The sequence below is a fragment of the Planctopirus limnophila DSM 3776 genome, from assembly GCF_000092105.1.
Lineage (GTDB): Bacteria > Planctomycetota > Planctomycetia > Planctomycetales > Planctomycetaceae > Planctopirus > Planctopirus limnophila.
The window spans coordinates 3,760,142-3,775,223 of sequence record NC_014148.1 but is presented as its reverse complement, the minus strand read 5'-3'; the positions used below and the strand labels follow the sequence as shown (position 1 = coordinate 3,775,223).

General features: G+C 54.4%; 13 protein-coding genes. 9 read left to right on the top strand and 4 right to left on the bottom strand.

From position 1 onward, the window contains the following. The first annotated feature begins 200 nt into the window (after positions 1 to 200). From PLIM_RS14985 to PLIM_RS14965, 5 genes are all read left to right on the top strand, one after another. Entirely contained in the window at positions 201 to 1,289 is a 1,089-nt protein-coding gene (locus PLIM_RS14985; protein WP_013111169.1) for a ligase-associated DNA damage response exonuclease, read from the top strand. A 498-nt stretch (positions 1,290 to 1,787) separates the two neighbouring features. Next, a complete protein-coding gene (locus PLIM_RS14980) occupies positions 1,788 to 3,671 on the top strand; it encodes a polyprenyl synthetase family protein (protein ID WP_390416246.1) in 1,884 nt (627 codons plus the stop codon). Between the two features lie 172 nt (positions 3,672 to 3,843). Next, entirely contained in the window at positions 3,844 to 4,968 is a 1,125-nt protein-coding gene (locus PLIM_RS14975) for a D-TA family PLP-dependent enzyme (RefSeq protein WP_013111167.1), read from the top strand. Positions 4,969 to 5,203: 235 nt separating this feature from the next. Beyond that, the gene (locus PLIM_RS14970) at positions 5,204 to 6,409 is read left to right on the top strand and encodes an N-acetylglucosamine-6-phosphate deacetylase (RefSeq protein ID WP_013111166.1); all 1,206 of its coding nucleotides are present in this window, start codon (positions 5,204 to 5,206) and stop codon (positions 6,407 to 6,409) included. A gap of 195 nt (positions 6,410 to 6,604) precedes the next feature. After that, the gene (locus PLIM_RS14965) at positions 6,605 to 7,411 is read left to right on the top strand and encodes a platelet-activating factor acetylhydrolase IB subunit (protein WP_013111165.1); all 807 of its coding nucleotides are present in this window, start codon (positions 6,605 to 6,607) and stop codon (positions 7,409 to 7,411) included. A 383-nt stretch (positions 7,412 to 7,794) separates the two neighbouring features. Here the strand turns inward: PLIM_RS14965 and PLIM_RS14955 are convergent, their stop codons facing one another. The 3 genes from PLIM_RS14955 to PLIM_RS14945 all read right to left on the bottom strand — a co-directional run bounded on the left by PLIM_RS14955 (position 7,795) and on the right by PLIM_RS14945 (position 10,227). Further along, on the bottom strand, positions 7,795 to 8,166 hold the full coding sequence (locus PLIM_RS14955) for a diacylglycerol kinase family protein (RefSeq protein ID WP_041403727.1): 372 nt from the start codon (positions 8,164 to 8,166) through the stop codon (positions 7,795 to 7,797). 58 nt (positions 8,167 to 8,224) lie between these two features. Next, complete coding sequence (locus PLIM_RS14950) at positions 8,225 to 9,415, bottom strand: metallophosphoesterase (RefSeq protein WP_013111163.1); 1,191 nt, start codon at positions 9,413 to 9,415, stop codon at positions 8,225 to 8,227. A 299-nt stretch (positions 9,416 to 9,714) separates the two neighbouring features. Continuing rightward, complete coding sequence (locus tag PLIM_RS14945) at positions 9,715 to 10,227, bottom strand: glutathione peroxidase (protein ID WP_230849319.1); 513 nt, start codon at positions 10,225 to 10,227, stop codon at positions 9,715 to 9,717. A 715-nt stretch (positions 10,228 to 10,942) separates the two neighbouring features. Between PLIM_RS14945 and PLIM_RS14940 the strand changes: the two genes are divergently transcribed. Then, a complete protein-coding gene (locus PLIM_RS14940) occupies positions 10,943 to 11,437 on the top strand; it encodes a RidA family protein (protein ID WP_013111161.1) in 495 nt (164 codons plus the stop codon). A 15-nt stretch (positions 11,438 to 11,452) separates the two neighbouring features. On the opposite strand, the gene PLIM_RS14935 is transcribed toward PLIM_RS14940, so the two are convergent. Beyond that, positions 11,453 to 12,175, bottom strand: coding sequence for a class I SAM-dependent methyltransferase (locus tag PLIM_RS14935; protein WP_013111160.1), 723 nt, complete (start codon positions 12,173 to 12,175; stop codon positions 11,453 to 11,455). Between the two features lie 332 nt (positions 12,176 to 12,507). Between PLIM_RS14935 and PLIM_RS14930 the strand changes: the two genes are divergently transcribed. The 3 genes from PLIM_RS14930 to pyrF are packed head-to-tail and all read left to right on the top strand — an operon-like array spanning position 12,508 to position 15,081. Further along, positions 12,508 to 13,011, top strand: a complete 504-nt coding sequence (locus PLIM_RS14930) for an MOSC domain-containing protein (RefSeq protein ID WP_013111159.1) — start codon at positions 12,508 to 12,510, stop codon at positions 13,009 to 13,011. A 45-nt stretch (positions 13,012 to 13,056) separates the two neighbouring features. Then, positions 13,057 to 14,058, top strand: a complete 1,002-nt coding sequence (locus PLIM_RS14925; protein ID WP_013111158.1) for an alpha/beta hydrolase — start codon at positions 13,057 to 13,059, stop codon at positions 14,056 to 14,058. 60 nt (positions 14,059 to 14,118) lie between these two features. Next, positions 14,119 to 15,081 carry an orotidine-5'-phosphate decarboxylase gene (gene pyrF / locus PLIM_RS14920; RefSeq protein WP_013111157.1) on the top strand — a complete coding sequence of 321 codons (963 nt, stop codon included), beginning with the start codon at positions 14,119 to 14,121 and terminating at the stop codon, positions 15,079 to 15,081. Position 15,082 lies beyond the last annotated feature (1 nt).

The window sequence follows — 15,082 nt, the reverse complement described above, 5'->3', positions numbered from 1 at the left end:
GACGCTAGTTGTTCATGGCAATGATCATGGGAAGGGTTGTTACAGATGCAATCGTGCTTGCGAACTCTGTTGACCTGGGGGCGGATGAAGACATCCGACCCCAGCCACCCATCGATGTGACCTGCTTGCAGCAGCACAGGGCCAGCCTGTCCAAAAGATGTTAAACCCAGGTTTCAAGTTGTGATTGATCGATTGAACGAATGGCTCCAACACCCCTGCTGACTGTGAATGATCGAGGTCTGTACTGCGAGGCGGGGGATTTCTATATCGATCCATGGCGGGCTGTCCCCAAGGCGATCATTACCCATACTCATGGAGATCATGCGCGGCGGGGAATGGGCTCTTATCTGACGGCGAACGAAGGGCTGCGTGTCCTGCGCACACGGATGGGAGAGGATGCTCTCATCGAAACGGTGGGATATGGAACCGAGTTCTCGATGGGACCAGTGAAAGTTTCATTGCATCCTGCCGGTCATATCCTCGGTTCGTCGCAGGTTCGAGTGGAGTACAAAGGAGAAGTGTGGGTGGTCTCGGGTGATTACAAGGTTTTCCCGGATCGAACCTGCACGCCGTTTGAACCTGTGCGTTGTCATACGTTCGTCACGGAATCGACCTTCGGCATGCCCATCTATCGCTGGCCCGATCCTGCCGTTGTCGCCAGTGAGATCAACACCTGGTGGCGCGAGAATCAGGCGGCAGGTCGTACCAGCGTGCTCCTGGGCTATGCTCTCGGGAAAGCTCAGCGGCTGATTTCATTATTGGATCCATCGATCGGGCCCATTTATACCCATGGAGCCGTTGAGAAGCTCACTGCCGATTATCGGCAAAGTGGAATTGAGTTACCGCCCACAGAGCAGGTGGTGGGTCATCCCAAAGGCGTTGAGTGGTCGCGTGGGATTGTCATCGCGCCACCCTCCGTGCAGGGAACTGTCTGGCTCAGAAAGTTTGGCGATGTGTCGATGGCTTTTGCTTCGGGCTGGATGACGATACGGGGGACACGCCGGCGGCAGGCCATGGATCGTGGTTTCGTCGTGTCGGATCATGTCGACTGGCCCGAATTGCTGTGGGCGATTCAAGAAACAGGTTGTGAGCGGGTGCTGGCGACACATGGATCAGTGGCCATTCTTGTCCGCTGGCTGCGAGAGCAAGGTCTTCAGGCAGATGCTCTGCAGACACAGTTTGCTGGTGAAGAAGACCCTGTTGCCGGTGAAGAAGACCCTGTTGTGCAGGAGCCTGTCCAGGACTCTGAGTCAAAAATTGATCAGCCGGATGAACAGGGGGCGGATTAAGTCGGCTCCCTGGAAGCGACAGTACGTTGTTGGTGGCGAAAACATGCTTGCCCAGAGCTGCAAGCATGGCACACAGCACACGGAACGCATGGCACGCAGAGCGTATGGTACACAGAGCGATATCATTTTATGGAAAGCATGATGAGACGCTGCTGGAAATCGACTGGGTTTCTGTACAGAAGGTACGACTGAAGCTGGTGCCACCACATTTCCCATGTGGAATTTACCAATTGTTCGGTCTCTGCCGGAGAGGTCAGCGTTCATGAGGAAGTGCGGGTCAGTGGATGGCACACTTCTCGACTTCATCAATAGAACAAACGTACCCATTTTGCCAAACTTCCTGGGCAGCCCCTCGTTTCGGTATACAATCCCGAGTAAGATCTGTGTTGAGCACGGGTACTCCTCGTGTGCTGAATCCTCTCAGTGTGAACACCTTATGAGGCGTTCCATTTGGGCTCTGCAAGCGGACTTCACCTGGTGAAACAGATACCTATGTCGATGACTTCTACGCCGGCATCACAAGTTATTGTTCCCGTTGAGGAGCATCCCGAAGCCGATAAGCCCAAACGCCGGAGCACGGCCCAATTCAAGTTCGTTCCGGAGACGCTCGCGCATCGCGAGAAGATCCGCTCTGATGCGGTGGCTTTTGGAAAGACACTGGATCGCTCGAAGCCATTCACCCGCAATCAACTGGAAGCGATGGCGCGGGAGATGCTGGCCACGCATGGTGAGCCCGAGAAGTTTCTCGGCTTTGCGATGGTGATGCTGGGGAATGTCTTCTGGCGCGAACAGTTTCTGGCCATTCCTTTTGAGCGGCGGATGCTGCTGTTGCCCCACTGCTTGAAGCATGCCGAAGGTTGTCCGGCCGACTATGACGAGTTTGGTCTGGATTGCGAGCGCTGCGGTGCCTGTTCGATTGCAGATTACAAGGTGAAAGCCGAACAGCTGGGCTACAAAGTCCTGGTGGCTGAAGGCTCGCCGATTGTGCTGAAGATTATCGTCTCCGGGCATATCGATGGCATTCTGGGAGTGGCCTGCCTGAATGTGCTGGAGAAGGCGATCGACAAGGTGCTGATTGCCGGCGTCCCTTCGTATGCGGTGCCGCTGCATTCGGGTGATTGTAAAAATACGACGCTCGATGAATCGTGGGTCTGGGAATGTCTCGATAAGTATGAGCCATTGCCCGATCATAAAACTCGCAGCTTTGTGCCTTTGATGCGGGCCTCGAACCGGGCCTTTGATGAGCATTTCGAAACGCTGACTCAACCCATTCGCACGGATGCACTCAAAGGTGATCGAGTGAAAGCAGCTGGCGGAGCTGACACTCAGGATCAATTGTCACCACTCAAGTTTACGGAGACGGTGGTGCTCGACTGGTTGCAGCATGGGGGCAAGCGGCTGCGGCCTTTTATCACCCTGGCTGCCTACGATGCCCTCACGGGTGCTGCCGGGCTGACGGCTGATCATCAGGATCAGGCCCTCGAATACCCACCGGCTGTCAATCGTGTGGCCATGGCCATCGAAGCTTTTCATAAAGCCTCGCTGATACACGATGATATTCAGGACAACGACCAGTTCCGTTATGGCAAGGAAACTTTGCACAGGCAGTATGGTGTCGGGCCGGCCATTAATCTGGGTGATCATTTGATTGGGGCAGGTTATCGACTGGTTTCTGCCTCACGAAAAGAGCTGGGTGCTGAAGTCGCTGCCGATATTCTCGATGCGTTTTCGGCAGCTCATATGAAGCTGTGCGAAGGGCAGGGAGCTGAGTTACAGTGGTCACGTTCTGGCCGACATGATCTGACTCCTGCTGAAGCGATGAAGATCTATGCGCTGAAGACCTCGCCGGCGTTCGAAGCGGCACTGTATGCCGGCATTCGCATGGCGGGGCCGGTGGATGACTACGCCGAAATGATCACACAATTTTCGCGTCATTTAGGTGTGGCCTTCCAGATTCTGAATGATCTGAGTGACTGGCTGGGTGATGATCACAACAAGCTGGTGGCTGGTCAGGATGCTCAGTCCATGCGACCGACGCTCTTGTGGGCCATGGCCTGGGAAGCGGCGGCGCCTGCTGATCGCGAAGAGTTGCTGCGCGTGGCCAGTTCGACTTACAGCCCGCATGCGAAATTCGAAGCCTTCAAGCGGGTTTTTGAAAAGCTGGGGATCTTTACCAAAGCTCAGACGTTGGTCGAAAAATCGCGAGCCCGGGTGGAAACTCTGGCCGACAGTGTCCATCCCGATCCGTTGCGGGAGCTGCTCTATTTCGTGATCGATACCGTCCTCTCGGAAGAGCATCTGCCTGCCGCACCGGCACCGGTGGTTGTTTCGATGGAGACTGTGCGTAAACCCGTCCTCCATCAATTGCAGGTCAATGCCTGAAAAATGTGGTTGCTTTGTTCATGACATCCGCGAACGAGACATCCGTCCGTTTCATCAGGATCGTTGATCGATTGCCACGCCTCCACCAATCGGCCATGCTGTGGCTTTGAGATTGTCACCACCTTGATCGGGAGTCTTCTGCCGATCATTGCCCGAGAGCCGAGCGTTCTGCATGAGATGGACACCTCCACTGGCACCTGGCGTTGCCGAAGCGATTCCTTCACCTGCGCTGATTATTGATCTCGATGCAGTTCGAGAAAATCTTGACCACATGCTGGCGGTCAGTGGTGGGCCGGAACGACTCCGACCGCACTGCAAAACTCACAAGATGCTGGAGCTTTCGAAGCTGGAAGTCGCGCGGGGAATTCGCCGGCACAAAGCCGCCACGTTTGCGGAAGCCGAAATGCTGGCGCGAGCTGGTGCTATTGATGTGCTGCTGGCTTATCCTCTGGTGGGGCCGAATTTGCGCCGGGCGGCGGAGTTTCGTCATCGCTTCCCGGGAACAAAGCTGACAGTGCTGGCTGATGATGCGAGGACGCTCGATGCCATGTCCGAGATGACCAGTACGGCCGGGATTACACTGGATGTGCTGCTCGATTTGAATGTCGGGATGAACCGCACGGGGGTTGATCCCCGCTTACCTGAATCGCTCAGTCTTTATCAGAAACTGATAGCACTACCTGGTCTGAATGCGGCTGGCCTGCATGTTTATGATGGCCATTTGCATCAGACGAACATTGAAGAACGTGCTGCTTCCGTAAGGCAGGTCTGGGAAATGGTGCAGCAGTTACGCGAGCGTCTGCGTGCTGCAGGTATCGAAGTCGGGCAGATTGTTTGTGGAGGGACAGGAACGTTCGATCTGTGGAGCCAGGTGGACGATCCCGCGATTGAACTGAGCCCCGGAACGTGTGTGCTCCACGATTGGGGGTATGCCCTCAAGTTTCCTGAGATGAATTATCGAGCCGCAGCCTTTGTTCTCAGTCGAGTTATCAGCCGGCCAACTGCTGATCGGTTGACGCTTGATTTGGGTCATAAAGCGGTGTCACCTGACCAGGCGATGGGACATCGTGTGTGGTTACCAGAACTGATCGATTCGAAGCAGGTTTTGCAAAGCGAAGAACATCTGGTGATTGAATCTCACGATCGTGATCGAATGAGCGTAGGAGATGTGGTCTGGGGAATCCCCAGACATGTTTGCACAACGGTACCTCTCTATCCTTATGCAATTGTTGCCCAGGGTGGGGAAGTCGTCGACCGATGGGAGATTTCCGCCAGAAATCGACAATGGACGATCTAGGTCTGGACGAACAGACTCACCTCACTTGAAGAGCCTTGAAAGTGTTGATTTTCCGATCAGGAAAACGGGCCAAGCACTTTCTTGCCATATCTGAAAGAGAAATCCAAGACGTTCTTTTCGCTTCAATTGTCTGTTGCCAGACGCTTCTATCAGGGATTGTCTCATTATTTAACAGATGGGAACTGTTCTGATCATTGGCCCGTTCGCGTTTGCGATGTGTGAAAGCTTGTGAACTATGCCTTGTTTTCGTGCGCGTCATTATTCGACAGGGGAGCCGCTGGAAATCACGATTCAGGGCGGGCGCATCGGCTCTGTGAATTCGTTGAGAACAGAGCTTTCGGAACTCGAATCGATGGTTCTGCCATTCGTTTCTCCCTCTTTTTTTGACCTGCAGGTGAATGGTTACGGAGGGCAATGGTTCAGTGACCTGAGTCTGACAACCGGGCATATCGGCCAGATTGCCAGTCAATTGGCCCGGTTTGGAATTGGTCAGTTCCTCCCCGCTGTGGTGACGAACACGACCTGTGCCATGCACCACAGTGTGCGGACAATCTCGCGGGCGATTGAGGAAATGCCCTGGCTGGGACAGCAAGTGGCAGGGATTCATCTGGAAGGGCCATGGATTTCATCGCGGGATGGTGCCCGCGGTGCTCATCCACTCCATGCGATTCGTTCGCCCGATCTGGATGAGTTTGATTCTTTGCAGGCCGCTTCGAATGGCATGATCAAGCTGGTGACCGTGGCCCCGGAACTTCCCGGGATGAACCGCTTTATCCGTGAGCTTGTCTCGCGTGGAATTGTGGTGGCGATGGGGCACACAGCCGCCAATGCCGATGAGATTCAGGCGGCTCTGGATGCGGGAGTCACGCTGGCGACTCATTTAGGGAATGGTCTGGAATCGAGAATCCATAGACATCACAACCCGCTGTGGCCACAACTGGCGGATGACCGGTTGTCGTGCAGTCTGATTGTGGATGGTCAACATCTCCCGGCGGCGTTTGTCAAAACGGTGATCCGCGCAAAAACTCTGGATCGGGTCTTGTTGACCTGCGACATCAGCGGCTGGGCTGGTCTTCCCCCAGGGGCGTATGTCTCAGACTGGGGAGGTTGTGATGTGCTCGATTCAGGGAAACTGGTGGTCGCAGGTCAGCCGGAGTTTCTGGCGGGGAGCCACCTGGGTTTAGGGGATTGTATTGCGACAGCGAAAGTTCTGGGGGAGATTCCGCTGGCCCATGCCGTTGATCTGGCGACTCGCCAGCCACGAAAGCTGTTGAGTCTGACGATTCCCGAACTTTCAGCAGGTGGCCTTGCCGATCTGACGATTTTCCAGGAACCGAGGACGCTCCCTCAAAAGTCTCATTCCGAGCTGCCCATTCTGGCCACGATGAGTCAGGGGAAGATGGTTTATCAGGCTGAAGGCTTTCATTTTCACAGTGCCTGAGAGCCCCGTTGGATGAGGATCATGGCTGAAGAATTGTTCTCATCGGTGGAGAATTCTTAAGTAATGAGTGCTGGCATTATCAATTGCCAAACTGGTATGAATGAATCTCGTGCTGCTTGCGCCACAAGTTGTGAAGAGCTGGTGTTGGTGAGCAGCTGAGGACGTTCATCTCACTCAACTTGTCAGGCACCACCGATGAAGCGAATTTTTCCACAGTTCTCAGGGGCATCACTGAAGACGGCATCACTGGCGACAGCACTTGTGCTCTCGTCGTTAGTCTCTCAAGGTTTTGCCCAGGCTCCTGCAGCCCCGGCAGCGGCTCCTGCGGCGGCTCCGAAAGCCAACCCGACAACCACACCTGCTCCCCGCAATGATCAGTGGTGGCAGAATCGCCATGCCTCTATGAACAAGCGTGTCGCTGAAGGCAAGGTTGATCTGCTGTTTATTGGCGATTCGATTACTCAAGGGTGGGAAGGGGCTGGTCGTAAGGTTTGGGAGCAGCGATTTGCGCCAAGAAATGCCGTCAATCTTGGCATTGGTGGCGACCGCACTCAACATGTTCTCTGGCGTCTCGAGAATGGCAACATTGCCGGTATTGAGCCGAAGCTGGCTGTGCTGATGATTGGAACCAACAACTCCGGTTCTGATTCGAGCGAAGCGATTGCCGAGGGTGTGAAGGCAATTGTCGAGAAATTGAAGACGAGCCTGCCGAAGACAAAGATCCTGATTCTGGCGATCTTTCCCCGTGGGGCCACTCCGGATACGCCAGGTCGCAAGGTGAATGAAGGGGCGAATGCCATCATTGCCAAGCTGGCCGATGGTGATCGGGTTGAGTTTCTCGATATTGGCCCGAAGTTTCTGGAAGCCGACGGGACGCTGAGCAAAGAGATCATGCCTGATCTGCTGCACCTGAATGAAAAGAGCTATGGCATCTGGGCGGATGCTATTGAGCCACAACTCACCAAGGTTTACGGCCCCTTGCCAGAAGCTGCTAAGCCATAAATTGAAAATTGAACGATGAAGAGATTGATGACCGTGAAGTGCCGATGGAGTTCCGTCGGCTCACTTCACGGTCATTTAATTATGCGAATCGCATTTTGAAATGGTGTGTTCAAAAGCTGAAAGTCAACTTGCTCATAACTGCTGTCTTTGACACACAACTTTGCATGCCTATTGACCTAAAGTGTGGCTGGAGACTGCGTGGCTGGGGCAAACGTCTTCGTTTGCCCCCAGTTCATGAGACGCTTTTGAATTCAGTCGAACGTGCTCGAAAGTCATGAAGGCATCGTTCCGGATGCAATTGCGCTGGTGAAGCCGGTTGACCAGGGGGCGAATGACGACATTCGACCCCTGCCACCCGACCGATGCCACACCATCGGTTCGCTTCACGGTGATTTGATGAACGTCAGCAGTTTCGGCGCAAAGATCAGCGCTCCAATCAGGACGGCGATCATTGAAGCCAGAAGGACGGCACCAGCCGCGAGATCCTTGGATCGGCCGGCCAGGGGATGAATTTCGGGTGAGGCCAGATCGACAGTACACTCGATGGCTGTGTTGATGACTTCACAGCAGAGGACAAGTCCGATGGTCAGTAGCAGCAGGCACCATTCCGTCAGGCTGCAACTCAGCCACAGGCCCAGGAGAAGCGGAACTGACGTGATGGCCAGATGCCGCTGCATGTTTTTCTGTGTGGTTGTCACATCGACGAGGCCTCTCCACGCATGACCAAGTGCTTGCAGAAATGCGGGCTGTCGCAACAGTATGCCTTTCGAAGATGAAGCCTGGCGGTTCGAAGTCAAACACGGGCCAGCGAGATTACGAACCATTTTCGTGCGAAGCTTCGGCTGCCTTAGGGCGAGTCAGTTCTGTTCTGGGGCTGCATTTGAGAACAAAGCGGGTGATTTCTGGCAGACAGCCAAATCGCAATCGATCCTTCCCGGAAATGCCTCGGGAAACGTGCAGATACATCGAGTTCTTTTTGTAGAGTCCACCCGCATATTTGACACCATCAACACTGGGAGCAAAGACCGGCCCCAGGATCGGCAGGCGGACTTGCCCCCCATGGGTATGCCCGGCAAGCATCAGGTGGACATGTTGATCGACAGCCCAGCGCCACAGGTCGGGCGTGTGCGATGCAAGAATTCGGAAGCGATCATCCGGCAAAGAGGCGAACGGCGGGAGATCGCCCATCCAGGGGAATTCTGTCCCCGCGATGACAATTTCACCACTGGGGTCTCTCAGTGGTAATACGCGGCCTGCCAGATCAATCCAGCCGGCATCTTCAAGAGCAATCCGGGCGTTGACATGATCGGCATGCCAGTCGTGATTGCCAAGTACAAAGTAGCATCCCAGCGGCGCGTGTAACGAGCCAAAGAGTTCTGGAACCCAGCGCAGACAGTCGGGGTCATCGTGGAGATCGCCAGTGAAAATGAAGAGATCCGGACGAAGCCGTCCCAGTTCTTCAAACACCGAACGGAAGTATTCCAGCGGCATGCCTTCGCGAAAATGAACATCCGAGAAGTGGGCAATCGACAGTCCACTTGCGACCTCGGGCAGTCCTTCGCAACGAATAATTCGCTGGGCCACTTCGAGCATCAGCACTTCGTTACCGGGCAAGCCCAAGAGTCGTGAAGCACCGGGATGATGCTGGAGTGCGGTCTTCCAGGAAAGGCACTGGAGATGACATTCTTCATCGACCGATCTCCGGCAAGCCCGCTGCCATTCGATCACATCTGCGATCCACCAACCCACAAGACCAACGCCACAGATCAGATAACCAGTTTCAAGGATCGATGGCGCGAGTGGCTCAATGCTGAGTAAGCGGATCGCGAAGACCGCTGCGCCAACAAGGCCCACAACTCCGGCACAGACAAACAGAAGACCATGAATCCATTGAAGTGTTCGCTTGGAATAAGGCTTGGCCGACAGATAGTTGATGGCTGCCACGATAGGTCTGAGCCACCCGAATGTGGCCATGATCCAGCCAGCGAGCAACAGAATCTGCATACTTCGCCCGATCAAGAATCGCCTGGGAACCCGTTCGCACGTGATGTCCGGGAATCAACAATGTTCACTTCAGCATTTGCCGATTCTCAACGACTTGCAAGCAAGAATTTCTTCTGTCGCCCAAATGGGTCATCGAAAAAGCGTAACGATCTAGACCAGAGGGTTAAGGAGATTGGAGAATGCAATGGCCCATCCCGACGGGATGGGCCACAATGATCTCTATCTCGGTTCATCGATGCCACTTTAGGTCAGAAGATTGCTGACGCCTGTCACGCCCAATTTGACATCAAGGGTCGGACTTACTTCTTAGCCAATTCGGCTTCAATCGCGGAGACCAGTTCCTTGGAATCTGGCTTGACGCCCGACTTGTAGCGGCCCACGACTTTGCCATCACGCGAGACGAGGAACTTTTCGAAGTTCCAGCCGATATCACCATTGCCATTGGGGCTCTGGGCCTTCAAATCGACATAAAGAGGAGAGGCCTTGGGGCCATTCACATCGGTTTTGGCCAGCAGGTCGAAAGTGACACCATACTTGTTTGAGCAGAAAGTCTGAATCTCATCGGCTGATCCGGGTTCCTGTCCGCCGAACTGATTGCAGGGAACGCCCACGACTTCCAGACCCTGATCTTTGTACTTTTCCGAGATGGCTTGCAGTGGCTTGTATTGGCCTGTGTAGCCGCAGGCACTGGCGACGTTGACGAAGAGGATCACTTTGCCTTTGTACTTGGAGAGTTCGACGGGTTCACCACTGAGAGTTGTGAGTTTGTGCCGATAGATTGAACCGGTTGCATCAGCCGCGACGGTTGTCATTTTGTCTCCTTTTGTCATCAGACCAGTTACAACTGCTGCACTTACGAGCGCTAGAATCATTAGACCTCGAACCAGACTTCTCATCATTGAACTCCAGGCAGAAAACAAACGGCGACGGGCCAGTGAGGAACAGTTTGTGTGATGTCGGGCTTTGAGTCAGTCAGATTTCACACTTCACCAATAACTTCCGGGGAAGTTCTTAACTCATTCAACCTACTCACCCGAGCTCTGAGTTAGCAATCCAGATTGTCAGTGATCGAGCGTTTGAAAGTCGAGTTGAACAAGTGCAGCCGATCCGTGGTGTGCTGTGATCAGTACACCCACACTAGACAGTTTAGACGCGACAATCGGACCGCACAGCAAGATTTTGCAGATCCTATACCATTGTGTTGGCTCTCAGCTGGCTGAAAACATGGTTTCTTAAGCTGAAACAAGGCTTCGGATTGATCCGGAGAATGCGGTGAACAGTCGTATTAGGATATCGAGATTGCTGCCCGGATGGGGATGATCAGGTGATCGAAATGACTGCCAGCCCTGCGAGTTTTTCTGTCGGAGATGATTTTTCTGGAGAAATCCCGCCCGCTGTGTGAGTGCACAGATTGTGAGGCCAGTTCATGTGCTGCATACTCGCCGCGATCGGTGAGGCATGGTCACGGGCCAGAAGGGCAGTGGCAGCATTCTGCGGGAATCAGAACTTCTTCGAGTAAGGTCAGCGATGACAGAGAGTCAGGAAACTCAGACACCGTCGGACATTGATCGACGACTTCAAGAGTTGGGGCTGGTCCTGCCGCCTCCACCACAGCCAGGCGGAGTTTATGCGCCCGTCGTGATTGTGGATCGCTGGCTGTATGTCTCGGGGCAGGGGCCCAGGCTGGCTGATGGTTCGCTGATTGTCGGGAAGGTGGGCGTCGACCTGTTCGAGACAGAAGCCTATTCTGCGGCTCGTGCTGTCGGTCTGACAATGCTCTCTACGTTGAGGCACGAACTGGGGTCTCTCAATCGGATTGAGCGACTGGTGAAAACTCTCGGGATGGTTAACTGCGTCTCGGAATTTACCAATCATCCCCAGGTGATCAATGGCTTCAGTAACCTGATGGTCGAGATTTTTGGCGAAGTGGCAGGCAAAGGGGCTCGCAGTGCTGTCGGTATGGGTTCACTTCCCAGCAATATCCCCGTGGAAGTCGAAGCGGTGTTTCTATTGAAGCCGTAGATCTCGTTTTGATCATTAGCGGGCTTTGCCGACCAGCGTCCAGTGGCGATCGCTGTTTTTTGTGACCGTTGTTTCGATTGGAAGTTCTCTGGCAATCGCCTCGACTTCTTTCAGGCTGAGTGAGGCTGCGAGAGATTGCCGGAACAACTGCTGCTGGCGCGGGGTATCCTGACCTGCATGAGTATTCACGAGTTCCTCAATGGCTGCTGAGGTCTCTGGCCTCAGGAGATCACGGACAAACAGCACGCCACCCGGGGCCACGAGCATGGCTAACTCCCGGAGCAATTGGGCTGCGTCTGCCACATGATGAACGAGGCTGTTGGACATCACAATCTGAAATCTGGCAGCCTCTGCCAGAAGTGGTGTGGTGGTGGTTTGCCTTAACGTGATGCGATCCCGATAGCTGGAAGCGTGGACATTTTCCTGAGCGATTTCGAGCATGGCGGGTGAAAGATCAACAGCCAGAATATGGCCCCAATCCACCTGCAGGCAGAACTCGAGAGGGATTCTGGCAGTACCGGTTCCGACGTCGAGGATTGTCGGTGGAAGGCTCGTTGACAAAGCGGGCGTGAACACAGGTGTCGTGGCGTCCCGGGGTAACGGAAGATCGGCAGGAGTCAATGCCGCCACCAGGTCAGCGACAAAAGCGGCGTTCACTGCGGTGAAATCCATCTCATCGTAGGCGCGGGCCTCTTCGGGCGTATCCATGACTTCGGGTTCAAGAACTCTGGTCAACATGGCGGTAAAATCCGTAACAGCCGAATTGGCAAGTGAAACTGCAGAGGAATAGATCTGGGCGAGCGATCAATGAACCCGAACTGTTCCATGATCAGTTTGACAGATCGCCATCGGAAAGCGCCAGTTTCCAGTGACCAGAACATGGTTGCTTAAGGCTGGTCAGCCTAACCCAACCCGCTCGACTCCGAATCGGAATGGATGTTGGAAGATCTAAGATCATGTTCCATATTCTACGTTTATTGGAATCTCTTCGATGGAATCTTCGCCAGAAATGTTTTGAAATTGAAATCTATAGAGTGTGACGAACCTGAAGAGAGCGACGGAAACTTTTGATGCGCACAATTGCCGAGCTCATGCAGATTCTTCCACAAACAGGGACGGTTCGCTGGATGGGACTTAGTTCCGCACGGCGGTCGAACATTGTGGCTGTTGAAGAAGTGCTGGCGATTGCGGGCTATGGTCTGGAAGGCGATCACCATGCCAAACGCCGACCCGACACCAAACGGCAAGTCACGCTGATTCAGGCCGAGCATCTGGTCGCTGTGGCAGGTTTGATGCAGATCGAAAGGCTGGATCCGGCACTCGTTCGCCGCAATTTTGTGGTCTCGGGGATCAATCTGCTGGCTCTGAAAGGACAAACCTTTCAAGTGGGAGAAGCCATTTTTGAAGGGACTGGCTCATGCGATCCTTGTTCACGTATGGAAGAAAACCTGGGCCCGGGAGGCTATAACGCCATGCGAGGACATGGCGGTTTGACGGCCAAAGTCCACACTGGTGGAAAAATTCGACTGGGTGACGAGGTTCGACTGCTGCAGACAGGGCACCTGATGCCGTAGGCTGTGAATCCTCCGTCTCATGACTTTTCGTGGAAGTACCTGCCGATGAAAAACAACCTTCTTTGCTCTGTACCTCGACGCTCTGTACCTCGACGCTCTGTGCCTCGACGAGTGGCCCGCTTTGGCATTTTGAGAATCACGACTGTGATTACGGGGAGTCTGCTGGCGCTGGTGAATCTGGGGAGTGCCTCTGCTGCTGAACCGAAAATTATAATCCCGCTGTGGCCCGAAGGTTCGGCTCAAGTAGCCCTTTTACCACAGCCTGAAGGGCTGGCTGCTCCTTTGACAGCCGGTCGGCAAGTCCCCAGGCTGCAAAATGTGGCTAACCCGACTCTTGCCGTTTATGAGCCACCAGCAGACATCAAAAATGGGACAGCGGTGATTGTCTGTCCTGGTGGTGGTTACAGCATTCTGGCGATTGAGCACGAAGGGACGGCCGTTTGTGAGTGGCTGAATACCTTGGGTGTGACTGCCATTCTTCTCAAGTATCGAGTCCCGGCCCTTAAGGATCAGCCGAACTGGAAAGCTCCCCTCGAAGATGGGCAGAGAGCGATTGAACTGGTGCGGGCGAATGCCAAAGAGTGGGGATTGAATCCGGAACGGATCGGGATCCTCGGTTTTTCCGCAGGGGGGCATCTGGCAGCACTGGCCAGCACTCGCTTTGAAACACCCGAGTTTTCCGACGACAAGGCCACGACAGAGAAGGCGAACATTCGGCCCGACTTTACGATTCTGGTCTATCCCGCTTATATGACCAAAGGAAAAGAACTTTCGGAACTGCTGCCGGTCACTTCGAAGACGCCACCGGCCTTTATGGCGCATGCTTTTAACGATCCCGTGACGTGTGAAAGTAGCCTGTTCTATGCGACAGCGCTTAAGAAGGCGAATGTGCCTTTTGACCTGCATATCTATTCTAAAGGTGGGCATGGATTCGGGATGTTCCCTGATGCCGGTGCTGCTGCTACCTGGCCGGCTCGCTGCGAAGACTGGTTACGAGCTTCGGGTTTGATTCCCGAGAAGCCCCTGGCACCTAACCCGAAGAAGTAACATCCTGCAGTTCAGGGTGCTGTGGTGATCATTGAGTTTTCTGTAATGTCAGGTTATTGAATGGCCTCGTTTGTCTCGCGTCTGCATCAGGCAATCCGCACGAAAAAAACTGCTGCACTGGTCGGGCTCGACCCGCGCTGGGAGCAGTTGCCAGTCCGAATCCGTCGGGCTGCCGAAGAAATGTATGATGACCCGGCAGCGGCAAAAGCGGCGGCTTTCGAAGAGTTCTGTGTGCGGCTGATTGACGTCGTGGCTCCACTGGTGCCAGCCATCAAGCCACAGGCGGCTTTCTTTGAAGAGTTGGGGCCCGATGGTTCAGTGGCGCTGGCCCGAGTGATTCGATATGGGCGAGCCCAGGGCTTGATTGTGATCTGCGATGCCAAGCGGGGGGATATTGGCTCGACAGCCGAGGCGTACGCCAAGGCTTATCTGGCTGGCGAAGACCCACAGGCAGCGCCCTATGCGGCTGATGCACTCACGGTGAATCCTTACCTGGGGGAAGACACACTTCAGCCCTTTGTCGAACTGTGCCAGAAGCGAGAGGCTGGGATCTATGTTCTGGTGAGAACCAGTAATCCCGGAGCAGCCACGTTTCAGAACCATCAAAATAAAGAAGGTCAAACGCTTTACGAACAAGTTGCTGAGACCGTCGAGAAACTGGCTCTACAGGCGGGGTTTGATGGCAATTATGGTTCGATTGGCGCTGTGGTGGGGGCGACTTATCCCCGTGAACTAAAGGATTTGCGAGAGAAAATGCCCCATGTCCCACTTTTGATTCCCGGGTACGGGGCACAGGGTGGGAATGCTGCGGATGTGGCAGCGGCCTTTGATTCCGCAGGGCTGGGGGCGATTGTGAACAGCTCGCGGGCGATTAACTTTGCCTTTCGCAGTCTCGCTTATGCAGAAAGTTTTGGCGAGAAACAATGGGAAGCCGCTGCCGAAGCGGCCACCCGGGCTATGATTGCTGATCTGGCAGCCAATACACCTGCTGGTCAGTTAATGGTCGATTCGAAAGAGGCTTAGG

What these genes read in the sequence shown, in the direction of transcription:
- PLIM_RS14930 (WP_013111159.1), top strand. Translation starts at nt 12,508, where the DNA reads ATGCGCACAATTGCCGAGCTCATGCAGATTCTTCCACAAACAGGGACG.
- PLIM_RS14925 (WP_013111158.1), top strand. Translation starts at nt 13,057, where the DNA reads ATGAAAAACAACCTTCTTTGCTCTGTACCTCGACGCTCTGTACCTCGA.
- PLIM_RS14965 (WP_013111165.1), top strand. Translation starts at nt 6,605, where the DNA reads ATGAAGCGAATTTTTCCACAGTTCTCAGGGGCATCACTGAAGACGGCA.
- PLIM_RS14985 (WP_013111169.1), top strand. Translation starts at nt 201, where the DNA reads ATGGCTCCAACACCCCTGCTGACTGTGAATGATCGAGGTCTGTACTGC.
- PLIM_RS14975 (WP_013111167.1), top strand. Translation starts at nt 3,844, where the DNA reads ATGAGATGGACACCTCCACTGGCACCTGGCGTTGCCGAAGCGATTCCT.
- pyrF (WP_013111157.1), top strand. Translation starts at nt 14,119, where the DNA reads ATGGCCTCGTTTGTCTCGCGTCTGCATCAGGCAATCCGCACGAAAAAA.
- PLIM_RS14970 (WP_013111166.1), top strand. Translation starts at nt 5,204, where the DNA reads ATGCCTTGTTTTCGTGCGCGTCATTATTCGACAGGGGAGCCGCTGGAA.
- PLIM_RS14980 (WP_390416246.1), top strand. Translation starts at nt 1,788, where the DNA reads ATGACTTCTACGCCGGCATCACAAGTTATTGTTCCCGTTGAGGAGCAT.
- PLIM_RS14940 (WP_013111161.1), top strand. Translation starts at nt 10,943, where the DNA reads ATGACAGAGAGTCAGGAAACTCAGACACCGTCGGACATTGATCGACGA.
- PLIM_RS14950 (WP_013111163.1), bottom strand. Translation starts at nt 9,415, where the DNA reads ATGCAGATTCTGTTGCTCGCTGGCTGGATCATGGCCACATTCGGGTGG.
- PLIM_RS14935 (WP_013111160.1), bottom strand. Translation starts at nt 12,175, where the DNA reads ATGTTGACCAGAGTTCTTGAACCCGAAGTCATGGATACGCCCGAAGAG.
- PLIM_RS14945 (WP_230849319.1), bottom strand. Translation starts at nt 10,227, where the DNA reads ATGACAACCGTCGCGGCTGATGCAACCGGTTCAATCTATCGGCACAAA.